Consider the following 15405-nt stretch of genomic DNA (forward strand, 5'->3'; position numbering starts at 1 on the left):
TCTGACGTCCCTTCTCTTAATTACAACTATTATATCATATATAGCGTTATTACCAACTCATACTAATTAATTTCATCTAATGTTGATATTTTCAAACGCTCTGCCATCTGCTCTTTTGTAAAAATTATTTTCACCGGATTTCCTCCAGCAAACACACCAGGAGGGATATCCCGATTCACAAGTGTCGCTGCTGAAACAATCGCGCCATCACCAATTTCGACTCCTGGCAGAATAGTTGTATTAGCACCAATTAAAACATTTTTACCAATTATAACTTCACCAATGCGATATTCATCGATTAAATACTCATGCGCTAGGATAGTTGTATTATACCCAACAATCGAATTATCACCCACCTTGATTAGTTCTGGGAACATCACATCGGGCATCACCATAAGCGCAAAGGAAGTCTGTTTGCCCACTTCCATTTTCAAAAAAGTTCGAAACAAAAAATTCTTCATTGATATAAACGGTGTATACCTGGAAATCTGAATGACAGCAAAGTTTTTTGCTACTTTGAAAAAAGGTACTGTTTTATAAATATGCCAAAGTGAATTTGCCCCACCTTTTGCTGGAAACCTTTGCGTCCTTCTCACACTTCTTCTCCTTGGATAATTTCAAGGAGATCTGAAATATGTTGTAACATATAGTCCGGATTAAAAGATTGTAAAAAGTCCTCACCTTTAGCCGTCCATGCTACACCTGCAGTACGTACACCAGCATTTTTTCCGCCTTCAATGTCATGGTAATTATCACCAATCATTAGCGCTTCTGCTTTATCTGCACCTAATCGTTCAAGTGCAAGCAAAATCGGCTCTGGATCTGGTTTCGGATTTGTCACATCATCGAGTCCAACAACAACATCAAACAAATCGGCAACTTTTAAAAGATTAAGTCCTCTCATGACCATATCATTTTTCTTCGTTGAAACAATGGCCATTTTCAAACCTTCTTCTTTTAATAAATGAAGCGTTTCCGTGACACCATCAAATTCACTCGATAGTTCATCATGCATCGATTTGTTCCACGTTCTATATTCAGCACATAGCAACTCCGAATTATTTAAATCAACAGTATCAAATGTGTCTTTCAACGTTGGCCCAAGAAACGGCAATATATCTTGACGGTCGAACTGACCAGGAAAATGCTTATTTAATACATACTCAAAGGACTGAATGATTAATTCATTCGTATTTAATAAAGTACCATCAAAATCAAATAATAAAGTTGTTATTTTTTTAACCATCTGTCGGAACCTCCATTCCTTTAGCTTGTTCTGCTTTTCTCCAGACATAAGCTACGGTTATCGTTAGTACGAATGCTGTTATAAGTCGAATGACGAGGAGTGGCAGTATTGGTATCCCTAGCGGAAGAAAAATAAGTGTGTCCTCAATGACCGCATGGCAAGCAATAAGAAAAATAAAGGCCAGTGTTGCATCTTTCTTACTAACTCCGTCCTCTTGCACCGCCTGAATCATAACCCCTGCACCATAAGCTAAGCCGATGACCAATCCCGCTACAAGTGTCATAGAAGCATTCGGTTTCACGCCAATAAGTTTCGTAAAAGGAGCTAGTTTTTCTGAAAACTTCTGTAGAAAATTCAAATCTTTTAAAAGTTGAACAATAATCATTAATGGAATCACAATGAGTGCGAGTTGTAACACACCATAGGAGGCCTTTTGTAAACCTAATATGACAATCTCTACCCAACCATCAGGAATTGCAGTTACTTTAGGTGACATACCGTAAACCGCTGTTTCTCCGCCACCCTTCCACATTAAATTAATAATAATACCGGAAAGAGCAGCCAGACCGAATCTGACTAACAGTACAATCCATAACTTCACGCCAACTTTTAATGCAACACTCGTCTCAATAAATAAGTTATGTGAAAAAGAAAGCATAACAGCAATTATAAATACTTCTTTGACAGAAAACTCTAGTGACAATATCCCTGCAATTGCTGCATATAAATTTAACCCATTACCTAACACCAAAGGAATTGCGGCTTCTCCACTTAAGCCAAACAACCCCATAAACGGTGTAATTAACTTAACTATCCAAGGTAAAACCGGCGTATGTTGCAGAATTACAACGAGGATCGTAATCGGAAAAATAATTTTCCCTAACGTCCACGTTGTTTTTAATCCTGCCTTTAATCCATTTTGTAGCGTCCCCATTTCCTTAATAGTATTTCTACTCATCTTGATATTTCACATCAACTTTCTGGAAAAATCGCCTCATAATGAAAACCGACACGGCAACGACAATCGTAATAATGGATACAAGCTGTGCTGCTCGTAGCTCTCCAATCACATATAAACTATCTGTTCGCATACCTTCTATGAAGAACCGCCCTGCAGAATACCATACTAAATAAAACAAGAACATCTCGCCTCGTTTTAATGGGACTTTACGTAGCAATAAAAGAACGACAAGCGCCACAACATTCCACAGTGATTCATAAAGAAATGTCGGATGATAGGTTATACCTTCAATCGTCATTTGGTTCATAATCCAATCAGGAATAATATTGTTATTTAAAAAATGTTGAGAAACAGGTCCACCGTGAGCTTCTTGGTTCATAAAGTTTCCCCAACGACCGATTATTTGACCTATCAAGAGTCCAGGAGCTGTGATATCAACGGTTTTCCAAAAGGATATACCACGCCGTTTTGTAAATACATACGCAGTGATAAACGCGCCTATTAATGCGCCATGGATAGCAATTCCACCTTCCCATATTTGGATAATCTGTCCTAGATGATCCTTATAATAATCCCAAGTGAAAATGACATAATAAATCCGCGCGCTAATAATTGAAATAGGTACTGCCCAAACGAGTAAATCTGTTAAAAAGTCTTGGTGCATCCCACGCTTTACCATCTCACGTTGTACGACGATAAATGCTAGTATAATTCCAGTTACAATTAAAATACCATACCAACGAACTTCTAACGGACCAAGCGAAAACGCTATTGGGTTAATTGCAAGTAAATTTAGCATTGTCACTCAAGCCCACCTCCATTTATCAAGTTCGATTTTTCATCAATTTCATCATCCAAGCGTCTTGCAAAGTCTTCGGCAGCATTTACGCCCATCCTTTTTAATCGGTGATCCATGGCAGCTACTTCAATAATGACTGATAAGTTTCTACCAGGACGAACAGGGACGGTTAGTTTAGTCAGCTCGGAATCAATAATTTTCATTTTCATTTCATCCAAGCCAAGTCTGTCATATTTTTTTTCAGGATCCCATAATTCTAGTTCAATCGCCATTAAAATACGTTTGTCTCTCTTAATAGCACTAGCTCCGAACAAGGTCATGATATCGATAATACCGACGCCGCGTATCTCTAACATATGCTCGAGTAGTTTCGGCGAATTTCCAATCAATATATTTTTAGAAACTTGTCTAATTTCTACAAGATCATCAGCAATAAGTCGATGTCCTCTCTTCACTAATTCAAGTGCAGTTTCACTTTTACCGATACCACTTTTTCCTGTCAGTAATATACCAATACCATAGACATCAACCAACACCCCATGTATAGCTGTCATAGGTGCAAACTTACCTTCCAAATAATTCACCAACATGCCAGAAAACTTAGTAGTCGCGACATCCGTCATCAAAACGGGAATATTCATATTTTCAGCAGCTTCGAGTAATTCATGTGGAACTTCCATGCCATGAGCGGCAATAATTGCTGGAGTTTCACTGGAGCATAGCTTTTTCATTCGATCCATCCGGGTTTCTTTATCTAGTTTCGCAAAAAAGGACAACTCAGACTTTCCTAATAGTTGAACTCGATCAGAAGTATAAAAATCAAAATAACCGGCCATTTCTAATCCCGGCCGCGAAATATCACTTGTATGTATTTTGCGATTCAAACCAGCACTGCCAGCAGCTATTTCAAGTCCTAGTCTATTTTGAACATCTATCACAGTTACATAAGACACGATATATCCCCCTTCTATTTATTCATAAGTCATATTTTAACACAATATCGAAAGGAGTAGCTGTCCAGCTGATTATTTTAGTTTAGTTTAACAATCTCAATTCTTTTATAAATCTAAAAAAAATAGTCTAAACAACCGTTATACATCCAGTTATTAGACTATCTTCTATTCACCTATTATTATTTATTTTTTTGCGTTATAACAAACAAGTACTGAGCCCGTTTTAGCCTCTCCGAATAAATAAAGCGGTGTATTACTTTCTAAATCTTTCTTAAAACGAATCGTTCGCTGAAGAAGCTGCTCAGTTTCTGTAGTGCGATCGACATCATTTAATTTCAGATTGAGGCGGCCCATATTAGACGTTATTTCGCCCGACAATGCGATGTCTGTCGGAATATATATTTCAACTGAACCACTCATCGTCTTCGCTTCGATTTTCTGCGCATTTGGATTTGTTGTTGTCACAACAACATGTCCGCTTAACGACTGTGCTTCTACTTCTATTAACTCACCGTCCACGTAAACGCGCCCGTTAAGTGTTTCCGCAGAAAGTTTTTCACCGACAAGTTTTTGAAGATTGATTGAACCATTTGCTGCTTCGAATTCGGCATCTTTAAATGAAAGTGAGGAAGCATCAACTTTTCCATTTGAAGTTTTAACACGTATTTTATCAAAAATCATATCTTCCATATCAAATGAACCATTCATAAGACGAGCTGATAATTTTTTATAGTTCTTCCGCGGAATATATAAATCTACATTTACCTTCGTCATTTTCATATCACTACATACACGCAGCTTATTATCATCTGTAACGAAAATCACTTTACTTAAAAATGTTTCTTTCGCAGTTTCTTCTGATTCACTATTGGATGATTTAACGGAAAACTCAGCACGCGCTTCATCGCCATCTGTGCCATGAACCGTTACTTTTCCATTGTCAACATCAATTATGATTTCATCGATTCCATCTAACCTTTTAGTCATTGTATGATCAAACTCAAATGAATGTCCAAACGGAGAATCAAAGTCAAATTCTTTTACTTTTTGAACAGCGGTTTGCATGAACTGCATGAACCGATCTCCTACATGAGTAAAGTCTTTCCGTAAATCTTCAAGAAATTCATCCATTGACGGTTCACTTTCTTTGGATTTCTGAGATTCTTTTCTAGTTTGACTATCTGGTTCTTCATGACTTGTTGAATGATCCTCAAAAGAAGTTTGAGTCGCATCTTCTTTAGTTTCTGATTGATCCGCTACTGAATCATTTCCTATGTTCTCAAGAAGTGTTAAAGCTTCTTCTGTCGATATCGTTCCATTTTCAAGCATGGCTAAAATTCTTTTTCTTTTGGTTTGCATAGTGACGCCTCCTAATTTTGTTTATTCGTAGTATTAATATATATACGATTGACATGAAAAAAAGTTTCATTTACTGGCAGTTTCTGCTTCTTTGATTAACAAAGACATTCTATTCTTATCGCGTTCTAGAATAGACTTTAAATATTTACCTGTATAGGATTTCACTGATTTAGCTACTTTCTCCGGCGTACCCGTTACTAATATTTCTCCGCCTTTATCGCCACCTTCAGGACCTAAATCGATAATATAATCAACGGTCTTAATTACATCCAAATTATGTTCAATAACAAGTACTGTATTTCCAGAATCAACAAGGCGTTGCAACACGACAAGTAACTTTTCTATATCGTATGTGTGAAGTCCAGTTGTTGGCTCGTCAAGGATGTAGAATGATTTTCCATTTGACCGCTTATGCAGTTCTGAAGCTAGTTTTACACGTTGGGCTTCACCGCCTGATAAAGTAGTGGCCGGCTGTCCTAATTTAATATAGCTTAATCCTACATCAACAATTGTTTGTAATTTACGGCTTATTTTCGGGATGTTTTCAAAAAATACAAGTGCATCTTCTACTGTCATAGCTAGGACATCTGCAATATTCTTTCCTTTGTAAAGTACTTCTAGTGTTTCTCGATTATATCTTTTACCTTGGCACACTTCACATGGTACGTAGACGTCTGGCAAGAAATGCATTTCTATCTTGATTATACCATCTCCGCGGCAAGCTTCACATCTGCCACCCTTGACGTTAAAGCTAAAGCGCCCCTTTTTATAGCCGCGTACTTTTGCCTCATTCGTCGAAGCATAGACATCCCGCACATCGTCAAACATACTCGTATAAGTAGCAGGATTCGACCTCGGTGTTCTGCCTATTGGGGATTGATCGATTTCAATTACTTTTTCAAGTTCCTCAGTACCTGTTAACGATTTGTGTTTTCCAGGTTGTTGTTTTGAGCGGTTTAATTTTTGCGCCAAAACTTTGTATAGTACTTCATTCACAAGCGTACTCTTACCCGAACCCGAAACTCCTGTCACCGCGATGAACTGGCCCAGTGGAATATCGACATTTACATTTTTTAAATTATTTTCTGCTGCACCTTTAATAGAAATTTTTCGACCATCTGGTTTACGTCGTTCAAGCGGAAGTGGGATAAATTTTCTGCCACTTAAATAGTCACCAGTTAACGATAACGGATCATTCATTACTTCTTCTGGCGTGCCGGCCGAAACAACTTCACCGCCAGCCTCTCCAGCTCCAGGACCCATATCAATTAAATGATCTGCCGCTAACATGGTGTCTTCATCATGCTCAACAACAATAAGTGTATTGCCAATATCTCTCATACTTTTTAAAGTCTCAATCAGTCGATCATTATCACGTTGGTGCAGACCAATTGACGGTTCATCTAAAATATAAAGAACACCAGAAAGACGTGAACCGATTTGTGTAGCTAGTCGGATTCGTTGCGCCTCCCCGCCCGAAAGTGTTCCAGCAGCTCGCGACAATGTTAAATAATCAAGACCAACATTAATAAGGAAACCTAATCGTTCTGCAATTTCACGTAAAATAAGTGCTGCAATTTGCTGATCTTTTTCAGACAGTTTAAGTTCCTTGAAAAAGAGATCCGCATCTTCAATTGATAAATCGGTTACTTTCCCTATGTGGACATCATTCACTTTTACAGCGAGCGTCTCTTCCTTTAAACGGTAACCATTACAAGATGGACAAGGTCGTTGCGCCATATATTTCTCCATTTGATCACGGACATAATCTGAAGCTGTGTCCTTATATCGTCGTGCAACATTGGAAAGCACACCTTCAAAATAGACGTCACTGTCCTTTGTCCCACCAAATTCATTCGTATAACGAAAACGAATTTTTTCGTCCTTTGAACCATGTAAGATTTTATCGAGATCTTCTTCTTTTAATTTGCTGACAGGGACTGTCATTGATATCCCAAAATGCTTTGCGGCTGCCTTCAATAGTTCCGGATAATATTGTGAACTTGTCGGTTCCCAAGGCGCAATTGCATGATTTTTTAAGCTAAGCGAGTAATCAGGAATAACAGTTTCTGGATTCACTTCAAGCTTCGTTCCAAGTCCATCACATTCACCACAAGCACCAAATGGACTGTTAAATGAAAACATCCTTGGCTCTAGTTCACCTATTGAAAAACCGCATAACGGGCATGCATGGTGTTCGCTAAATAACAATTCTTCTCCGTCTATTACATCAACTAATACAGTACCTCCGGCAAGACGAAGCGCAGATTCGAGTGAATCACTTAGTCTTGAAGCGATATCTTTATTAATAACGATACGATCAATCACAACTTCAATATTATGGCGCTTATTTTTATTTAACTCGATATTGTCGTCCAAATCGATAATTTCACCATCTACGCGAACACGAACATATCCTTCTTTTCTAGTGTCTTCAAATAGCTTCACATGTGTTCCTTTACGCCCAGATACAATTGGCGCTAAAACTTGAATGCGTGTGCGTTCAGGCAGTTGCATCAATCGGTCTACCATTTGCGAAATCGTTTGCGAAGATATTTCTGTGCCGTGAATCGGACAAACTGGTTTTCCGATTCTTGCATAAAGCAAGCGAAGATAGTCGTAAATTTCAGTTACTGTTCCAACTGTTGAGCGCGGGTTTCGACTTGTTGTTTTTTGATCAATCGAAATTGCTGGCGACAACCCCTCGATTACATCAACGTCGGGCTTGTCCATTTGCCCTAAAAACTGCCTAGCATAAGAGGAAAGTGATTCAACGTATCTACGCTGCCCTTCAGCATAAATGGTATCGAAAGCAAGTGATGATTTCCCCGACCCTGACAATCCAGTCATCACGACAAGCTTATCGCGGGGAATATTAACATTAATATTTTTAAGATTATGCGCTCTAGCGCCTTGTATGACGATTTCTTTATTTCTCATGAGCAATCTACCTTTCTGTCTTAAGCTCTAAAATTGCATCTCTTAATTCAGCTGCCAATTCAAATTGTAAATCTTTGGCTGCCGCTTTCATTTCTTTTTCAAGTACAAGAAGGACTGAATCTTTTTCTTTTCCTGTCAGTTTCTTACCTTTCGTAATCTTTTCTAAATAAGTTTCAGTTTCTTCGGCAACCTCGGTTGCTCGAATAACATCATGTATATCCTTTTTAATTGTAGTCGGTGTGATATTGTGTTTTTCATTATATGCTTGTTGTATTTCACGTCTGCGATCAGTTTCACTAATCGCTTTAGTCATCGAGTCAGTCATTCTGTCTGCGTACATAATTACATGACCATTTGAGTTTCTAGCTGCTCGTCCAATTGTCTGGATAAGTGCACGTTCAGAACGCAGAAAACCTTCTTTATCTGCATCAAGAATTGTGACAAGAGAAACTTCTGGAATATCAATCCCTTCACGTAAAAGGTTTATCCCAATGAGCACATCATAAACGCCTAATCGCAGGTCGCGAATCGTTTGGATACGTTCTAACGTTTTAATTTCAGAATGGAGATATTGCACTTTCATGCCGATATCTTTTAAATAATCGGTTAAGTCTTCAGACATTTTCTTCGTCAATGTGGTAATTAATACACGTTCATTCTTTTTAACGCGTTCATTTATTTCATCAATTAAGTCATCTATCTGACCTGTAATAGGACGAACATCAATAGTTGGATCAAGTAAGCCGGTTGGACGGATAATTTGTTGAATCATTTCCGGCGTATGCTCAATTTCATATTGCCCAGGCGTCGCAGAAACGTATATCGCTTCATGTACACGACCTTCAAATTCCTCAAATGTGAGTGGACGATTATCCAAGGCCGAAGGAAGTCTGAAACCGTAATCCACTAGATTTTTCTTTCTAGCTTGGTCGCCGTTATACATCCCCCGAACTTGCGGTAATGTAACATGACTCTCATCTACGATTAATAAGAAGTCTTCAGGGAAATAATCAATAAGCGTATAAGGTGATGCACCAGCTGGTCGAAGTGTTAAATGTCTTGAATAGTTCTCAATTCCAGAGCAAAAACCCATCTCCCGCATCATTTCCAAATCATAGCGTGTACGTTGCTCGAGTCGCTGCGCTTCTAGTAATTTATCCTCACTTTTAAGCACTTTCAATCTATCTTCAAGTTCAACTTCTATATTTACTATTGCCTTTATCATCTTCTCTTCACTTGTAACGAAGTGAGATGCGGGGAAAATAGCGATATGTTCGCGGTCTGCAATGATTTCACCAGTCAAAGCATCTACTTCACGAATTCGATCAATCTCATCTCCAAAAAATTCAAAACGGATACATCGCTCATCTCTTGATGCTGGGAATAATTCTACAACGTCTCCTCGGACTCTAAAAGTACCTCTCGTAAAACTAATATCATTTCTATTATATTGAATCGCCACAAATTTTCGTAATAACTCGTCACGACCAATATTCATCCCTTTTCGAATGGAAACGACCATGTCACGGTATTCTTTAGGTGAACCAAGACCATAAATACAAGACACCGATGCCACGATTAACACATCATTACGTTCAAATAAAGAAGAAGTAGCGGAGTGGCGAAGCTTGTCAATTTCATCATTTATGCTTGAGTCTTTTTCAATATAAGTATCTGTATGCGCCACATAAGCTTCAGGTTGAAAATAATCATAATAACTAACGAAATATTCCACTGCATTATCAGGAAAAAACGCTTTAAATTCACTATATAATTGTCCAGCCAATGTTTTATTATGCGCCATGACAAGTGTTGGTTTATTTATTTCCTTAACAATATTAGAAACGGTAAATGTTTTTCCTGTTCCCGTTGCGCCAAGTAATGTTTGGTGTTTTTCCCCTTTTTCTAATCCTTCTAACAGCTTTTTAATCGCATAAGGTTGATCGCCTTGCGGAGTATATGGGGCTTGTAAATTGAATTTCTCCACCATTCGTCTAACACCTCCTCAACTCATTTTTATAGTTAGCGTACCTATTCCCTAAATTGTCCAAGCTTAAAAGGGAACGTATGTTTTAATATACTTTATCATACAAAAAAACGCTACACATATACCTTCGTGTAGCGTTTCCTTATTTGCTAATCGATATCCACAAATTTCAAGAGTTGCGCAGAATACTTTAGAAATTCACTTTTATTCTTGTTGTCTAATGAACGATCAACCTCTTCTACTAATCGTTTTCGTATTTGTTTTCTGTGGATATGTTGCAAAAATAAATCCATGTATATCTCATTCAACATTTTCTCAGCGTGAATCGAAGAACTATTTCTTCCAACGGTTTTCATGAATTCAGCATATGAATAACTTTTTTCCAATACGCTCACCCCTGACGCCTTTTAATAAGTATATAGAATAATACTCATTAGTTGCAAGAGATTTTTGAATTTTCTTTATTATTTATTTTCTTTAACCATTTGGATTGTAACTTCTGAGACGATTAAGACAACAACTCCTAATAGAAATGGTGTAACTGTTAATCCAAATAAAAACAAAGCAGCTATCGTCACTACCAACGCTTGTAAATATTGTACACTTCGAACAGTTCTTCGAATTGCTACTGAACGCGAATTTTCATTAATAGGAAAAAGCATATCCATCCTGAATTCATACCCTGCACGCAACGCATAGACAAGTTGAATCGACGACGCAAATGCCAATGCCCCCGAGAAGATATAAACGACTATTGGAAATGGAATAAAAGATGCACCTATAATAGATAGTACTGTCAACCTTACCCATAACCAAAATGTATCATCAGTTCTAATGAATGTCCGACGAATTAAAAACGACTGTGCATTTGCGTTATTAATATTCGAAGTACCCATAAAGAATCCAAGCCAACCTCTTCTACTAACAGAACCTTTTAAATGTGGAACGTCTGTAAAATAATTTGCAAATCGATAAAAACGCATCATTCGATTTTGCTCTACTTCAATGAAATGATTATATGGAAACGGTACTTTATTCTTCCTCTTAAGCCAATAAGTAAAATAAAGACCAATCACAATTGCAACAATTAAAATTAAATAGGGATATGGACCAAGCCATAAATAAATGAGTAATCCTGCAAGCACAAAGCGAACTGCCCGGTCCACCCATACTTTTTCACCACTTAAGACATGTCGCACACAATATTCTATATCTACAAATATGAATTTTAAAGCAATAATAAAAATAGCAATCCATAAGTACAGCATTTTTGACGTTGTCCCAGTAGCAGCAAGTAACGGTATCGCTACAACAAACAAAATAAGCGGCAAACCAATTTGAGATACGACTGACCAACGAAGTGCACTTTTTAAATACATGTGCAACTTAGTCTCTAATGGCAATAAATACACTGCATCTGCAGGCTTTAACAACGTGACGGGTGGAGAATAAGCTAAAGCTGCAGCAATTAAAAATGCAGTCAGTAGCGCTGCTGGAAAATCAGCTGGAATTTCCTTTAACCACTCACTATAGGCATATCCGCCAGCACCTAGCATAAAGACAAACACAATCGCCAAATGTCCCGTAAATACATATTTCATGTACCTTTGGAATTCGGTCATATAATTAATAAATCTATTTCCCCATAACTCATGCAAATTTTTCATCGTCAGATTCCTCTGTCATCGCAATATATAAGTCATCTAATGAAGCATTAGGCAAACCAAATGCCGCTCTTAGTTCATCCATCGTACCTTCTGCACGTAATCTTCCTTCATGAAGAAGAATAATGCGGTCACAATATTTCTCTGCAGTAGACAAAATATGCGTCGACATCAAGACAGATGCGCCGTCCGCTTTGCGCTGTGTCATCTGCTCCAATAATGATTTTATCCCTATTGGATCAAGACCGACGAATGGTTCATCAATAATATATAATTGTGGATTAACAAGAAATGCACACATTATCATTACTTTTTGACGCATTCCTTTGGAGAAGTGTGATGGAAACCACTTCAACCTTTTTTCCATCATAAATTCTTTTAACAAGGCAGCCGAACGCGCTTCAAAAACGTCTTGTTCTAAGCCATAGGCCATCGCAGTTAATTCTAAGTGCTCACGTAGTGTTAACTCTTCATATAAAATCGGCGTCTCCGGTATGTAGGAGAAAGATTTTCTATACGTTTCAGGGTCTTCACTAAATGTGACACCATTTACTCGTATTTCTCCGCTATGTGGATTCATGAGCCCAATAATATGTTTAATCGTCGTACTTTTCCCGGCACCGTTTAAGCCAATTAAGCCAACAAGTTCGCTTTCTCCGATTTCAAATGATAGATCATGCAAGACAGGTTTACGTGAATATCCACCCGTCACATCTCTTAATTGTACAATCGCCATCTTCATCCTCCGTTCTAATTTTATTTTAACAAAGTTTTGGAAAAAATACCTTGTCCATCATCGAATCATTCTTATAAAATATGCTACACTGACCTTAATCATGAAAGGAAGTGTCTAAATGACTGACTGTATTTTTTGTAAAATCATTGAAGGAACGATTCCAAGCGCAAAAATTTATGAAGATGAACATGTTTATGCCTTTATGGACATCATGCCTGTAACGAAAGGACATGTACTTTTAATTCCTAAAAAACATATTGAGAATGTTTATGATTTTAATGAAGAACAAGCTTCTCGTTTATTTGCGGCGGCGCCTAAGATTGCTAATGCGCTTAAAGATGAATTCAAACCAGCTGGAATGAATTTACTGCAAAATAATGGTGCACCCGCCGGGCAAAGTGTTTTCCATTTCCACTTGCACTTTATCCCACGTTATGATGAAACTGATGGATTCCAACTTTCTTCATGGGAACCAAAAACAGACGAATTTACACTGGAGACTATTAAAGTTATGGCACAAAAATTTGAAAATACATTAAAAATGTAAACTTGCAAGAAGTCTATAAATCATGTAAAATTATAAATAAGTTTTCGCTATCGATCATGAGGATACGATAGGAAAGTAATATCAGACGAGTCGAGGAGAGATGAGAAATGAATACGAAGAAACTTGTATTAATGGCTTTATTAGTTGCGGTAGGTACTGCATTGTACTTGGTTATACCTGGTTATAACGGTGGGATGAAACCTGATTTCATGTTAACAATGATGTTTATTGGGATCTTTTTATTCCCAGATATACGGAGCGTCTTTTTACTAGCCATTTCTACTGGTGTTATATCAGGACTATTTTCAACTTTTCCATTAGGATTTTTCCCAAATATAATTGATAAATTTATTACTGCATTCGTTGTTTTTGCAGTTGTTGTTGCATTAAAAAAGGTTACACAAAACTTAATTAGTGCAACTATACTTGTCGGGTTTGGTACTTTACTTTCAGGTGCAATTTTCCTCGGTGTCGCATTTTTCATGTTACGCGTGGAAATTCCCGGTGTTGAAAATCCATTTCCATTCTTCTATGTAACAGTGGTACTACCAGCTGTTGTTCTAAATGGGATTGCATTTTTCATTATCCAGCCTATCGTAAAAAAATTAATGGTGCGTTCTTCCATAAAGTCACCCATAATAAACTAAATTCGGGTTGTACAATAAATGACGTTGGTGAAAGAAAATCCCCATCCCTTTAAAGGGAGATGAGGAGGATCTTCACTAACGTCATTTTTTATAAATATATTGGATAAGGTAATCCTACTACCCGCTGGTTTCCGTTCCAAGCGGACGCTTTCCACTTCAAGCAGCTGGAGGGTCTGGGTAAGATAAATTCCCTTTATATATAGAGAGAAAACAAGTTAAATTCCCTGTAGAATAAAAGTCGACCAAAACCATCATTCAGGAGGAAATTCACTTGTCGTGTTCTAATAGTATTAAATCTTTGCTTGATATTCAAGACCCAAATGTTATTTTTGATGAAGATTGTGTAAAAGAAGGAACCTATAATGGCAAACGGTGTAAATATATTTCTGGAAAATTAACCAATACTCCCACACTACAAGGCCCTACCTAAGCACCTTTCTTTTGATGAGTTCAAATACGCAAAAGGTGAAATGGCCTTCGAATATATAAATGCGGAATCAGGCGACATATTGGATATAGAAACTTCCAGAACTATAGAAAACGGATTCTGTTACACTTCAAGTTAAAACAATCGGTTAAACAGCAGGAACAAGGACAATCCCATTTTGACGCTGCGTAACATTTATGAGAATTTAATAGGCTTGAAAGTCTTTTGTCTATTTTTATGTAATTCACAAGTGCAATACTAGTTGTTTGTAGTGCAAGATGGCGACTCCAGCGGGAACAGCGCGAGCTGAAGACCCCACAGGAGCGTGCTTTTCGCGACGAGGAGGCTGAAGCCGTGCCCGCGGAAAGTGTCCATCTGGAACGGAAAACAACGGGATATATGGAAGACTATATGAAAAAGGACTATCCTAAAAAATCAGCTTTACTGACTTCTTGAATAGCCCTACAATAACTAAGTTATGGTTGGCTATTATTCTTCATCAACGTCATTTGACAAAGAACCTAAATTCGCAAAGATAAGCTTTTCGTCTAATGACGAGAGGCTTTTTCTTTTTATTCATTAGATTGAAGATTAACTTTATATTTGCTCATCTTCACATTGCGTGGTTTAATTAAACTAGTAATAGGATAATACTTAAATAGAGAGGAGTGCGTTACTTATTATGAAAGTATCTACTTTTTTTCTCGGCCTTGCTACTGGAACAGTTGCAGCAGCAATAACTGTCCTCTATTCTACTCCAAAGTCTGGCACTGAGCTTCGCACATCTGTTAAGAGCGCTTCAGCAGACATGAAAGAAAAGTTTAGTGATGCAAAAGAGAAACTGAATGACTTAAAAAGCTCAATCTCAAAACTTACAAAAGAAGCAAAAGAGACAGTCCCTGAAGCAGTGGATGGACTCAAAGAATCATTTGAAAACTGGCAACAATCTACTGAACCAAATCGTAAACGAATGGAAAAAGAACTTTCTGCAATTCAAACAGCACTGGAGAATTTAGAACAATCAATTGCTTCACAACAGAAATAAATAATTTAGATTATCCTTTTTCCTAAGGATAATCTTTTTTATATGCTGATTTTTTCTGCAATTCTTAATATTTACTTCTCCATAGTTTTCTTTT

At 37.5% G+C, this 15405-nt stretch carries 15 protein-coding genes; 4 read left to right on the forward strand and 11 right to left on the reverse strand.

The genetic code is table 11. From position 1 onward, the window contains the following. Nucleotides 1–62: 62 nt before the first annotated feature. From AC3RV6_RS14750 to AC3RV6_RS14800, 11 genes are all read right to left on the reverse strand, one after another. Nucleotides 63–596, reverse strand: coding sequence for an acyltransferase (locus tag AC3RV6_RS14750; RefSeq protein ID WP_489746753.1), 534 nt, complete (start codon nucleotides 594–596; stop codon nucleotides 63–65). Next, nucleotides 593–1246, reverse strand: a complete 654-nt coding sequence (gene ppaX, locus AC3RV6_RS14755) for a pyrophosphatase PpaX (protein ID WP_489746754.1) — start codon at nucleotides 1244–1246, stop codon at nucleotides 593–595. The genes AC3RV6_RS14750 and ppaX overlap by 4 nt, the downstream gene beginning before the upstream one ends. Then, entirely contained in the window at nucleotides 1239–2180 is a 942-nt protein-coding gene (locus AC3RV6_RS14760; RefSeq protein ID WP_489749276.1) for a nucleoside recognition domain-containing protein, read from the reverse strand. The genes ppaX and AC3RV6_RS14760 overlap by 8 nt, the downstream gene beginning before the upstream one ends. Nucleotides 2181–2196: 16 nt before the next feature. Next, nucleotides 2197–3006 carry a prolipoprotein diacylglyceryl transferase gene (lgt, locus tag AC3RV6_RS14765; RefSeq protein ID WP_489749277.1) on the reverse strand — a complete coding sequence of 270 codons (810 nt, stop codon included), beginning with the start codon at nucleotides 3004–3006 and terminating at the stop codon, nucleotides 2197–2199. A 2-nt stretch (nucleotides 3007–3008) separates the two neighbouring features. Next, nucleotides 3009–3959 carry an HPr(Ser) kinase/phosphatase gene (gene hprK / locus AC3RV6_RS14770; protein ID WP_489746755.1) on the reverse strand — a complete coding sequence of 317 codons (951 nt, stop codon included), beginning with the start codon at nucleotides 3957–3959 and terminating at the stop codon, nucleotides 3009–3011. Between the two features lie 183 nt (nucleotides 3960–4142). Beyond that, nucleotides 4143–5318 (reverse strand): DUF4097 family beta strand repeat-containing protein, encoded by a 1176-nt coding sequence (locus AC3RV6_RS14775; protein WP_489746756.1) that lies wholly within the window; start codon nucleotides 5316–5318, stop codon nucleotides 4143–4145. Nucleotides 5319–5384: 66 nt separating this feature from the next. Continuing rightward, entirely contained in the window at nucleotides 5385–8258 is a 2874-nt protein-coding gene (gene uvrA / locus AC3RV6_RS14780; RefSeq protein ID WP_489746757.1) for an excinuclease ABC subunit UvrA, read from the reverse strand. Between the two features lie 7 nt (nucleotides 8259–8265). Beyond that, entirely contained in the window at nucleotides 8266–10248 is a 1983-nt protein-coding gene (gene uvrB, locus AC3RV6_RS14785; RefSeq protein ID WP_489746758.1) for an excinuclease ABC subunit UvrB, read from the reverse strand. A 146-nt stretch (nucleotides 10249–10394) separates the two neighbouring features. Then, nucleotides 10395–10631 (reverse strand): IDEAL domain-containing protein, encoded by a 237-nt coding sequence (locus tag AC3RV6_RS14790; protein WP_489746759.1) that lies wholly within the window; start codon nucleotides 10629–10631, stop codon nucleotides 10395–10397. A 78-nt stretch (nucleotides 10632–10709) separates the two neighbouring features. After that, on the reverse strand, nucleotides 10710–11912 hold the full coding sequence (locus AC3RV6_RS14795) for an ABC transporter permease (protein ID WP_489746760.1): 1203 nt from the start codon (nucleotides 11910–11912) through the stop codon (nucleotides 10710–10712). Then, complete coding sequence (locus tag AC3RV6_RS14800) at nucleotides 11896–12645, reverse strand: ABC transporter ATP-binding protein (RefSeq protein ID WP_489746761.1); 750 nt, start codon at nucleotides 12643–12645, stop codon at nucleotides 11896–11898. The genes AC3RV6_RS14795 and AC3RV6_RS14800 overlap by 17 nt, the downstream gene beginning before the upstream one ends. Before the next feature lie 118 nt (nucleotides 12646–12763). Between AC3RV6_RS14800 and AC3RV6_RS14805 the strand changes: the two genes are divergently transcribed. The 4 genes from AC3RV6_RS14805 to AC3RV6_RS14820 all read left to right on the forward strand — a co-directional run bounded on the left by AC3RV6_RS14805 (nucleotide 12764) and on the right by AC3RV6_RS14820 (nucleotide 15311). Then, entirely contained in the window at nucleotides 12764–13192 is a 429-nt protein-coding gene (locus tag AC3RV6_RS14805) for an HIT family protein (protein ID WP_489746762.1), read from the forward strand. Between the two features lie 107 nt (nucleotides 13193–13299). After that, nucleotides 13300–13839, forward strand: coding sequence for a tryptophan transporter (locus AC3RV6_RS14810; protein ID WP_489746763.1), 540 nt, complete (start codon nucleotides 13300–13302; stop codon nucleotides 13837–13839). A gap of 271 nt (nucleotides 13840–14110) precedes the next feature. Next, complete coding sequence (locus AC3RV6_RS14815; RefSeq protein ID WP_489746764.1) at nucleotides 14111–14269, forward strand: hypothetical protein; 159 nt, start codon at nucleotides 14111–14113, stop codon at nucleotides 14267–14269. 679 nt (nucleotides 14270–14948) lie between these two features. Continuing rightward, nucleotides 14949–15311, forward strand: a complete 363-nt coding sequence (locus tag AC3RV6_RS14820) for a YtxH domain-containing protein (RefSeq protein WP_489746765.1) — start codon at nucleotides 14949–14951, stop codon at nucleotides 15309–15311. Nucleotides 15312–15405: the final 94 nt, after the last annotated feature.

The organism is Sporosarcina sp. So3-204, assembly GCF_058068165.1.

Bases quoted from the DNA above. Each gene is read 5' to 3' on its own strand.
- ppaX (WP_489746754.1), bottom strand. From the start codon at position 1,246: ATGGTTAAAAAAATAACAACTTTATTATTTGATTTTGATGGTACTTTA.
- AC3RV6_RS14760 (WP_489749276.1), bottom strand. From the start codon at position 2,180: ATGGGGACGCTACAAAATGGATTAAAGGCAGGATTAAAAACAACGTGG.
- lgt (WP_489749277.1), bottom strand. From the start codon at position 3,006: ATGCTAAATTTACTTGCAATTAACCCAATAGCGTTTTCGCTTGGTCCG.
- AC3RV6_RS14775 (WP_489746756.1), bottom strand. From the start codon at position 5,318: ATGCAAACCAAAAGAAAAAGAATTTTAGCCATGCTTGAAAATGGAACG.
- uvrA (WP_489746757.1), bottom strand. From the start codon at position 8,258: ATGAGAAATAAAGAAATCGTCATACAAGGCGCTAGAGCGCATAATCTT.
- uvrB (WP_489746758.1), bottom strand. From the start codon at position 10,248: ATGGTGGAGAAATTCAATTTACAAGCCCCATATACTCCGCAAGGCGAT.
- AC3RV6_RS14795 (WP_489746760.1), bottom strand. From the start codon at position 11,912: ATGAAAAATTTGCATGAGTTATGGGGAAATAGATTTATTAATTATATG.
- AC3RV6_RS14800 (WP_489746761.1), bottom strand. From the start codon at position 12,645: ATGGCGATTGTACAATTAAGAGATGTGACGGGTGGATATTCACGTAAA.
- AC3RV6_RS14805 (WP_489746762.1), top strand. From the start codon at position 12,764: ATGACTGACTGTATTTTTTGTAAAATCATTGAAGGAACGATTCCAAGC.
- AC3RV6_RS14810 (WP_489746763.1), top strand. From the start codon at position 13,300: ATGAATACGAAGAAACTTGTATTAATGGCTTTATTAGTTGCGGTAGGT.
- AC3RV6_RS14820 (WP_489746765.1), top strand. From the start codon at position 14,949: ATGAAAGTATCTACTTTTTTTCTCGGCCTTGCTACTGGAACAGTTGCA.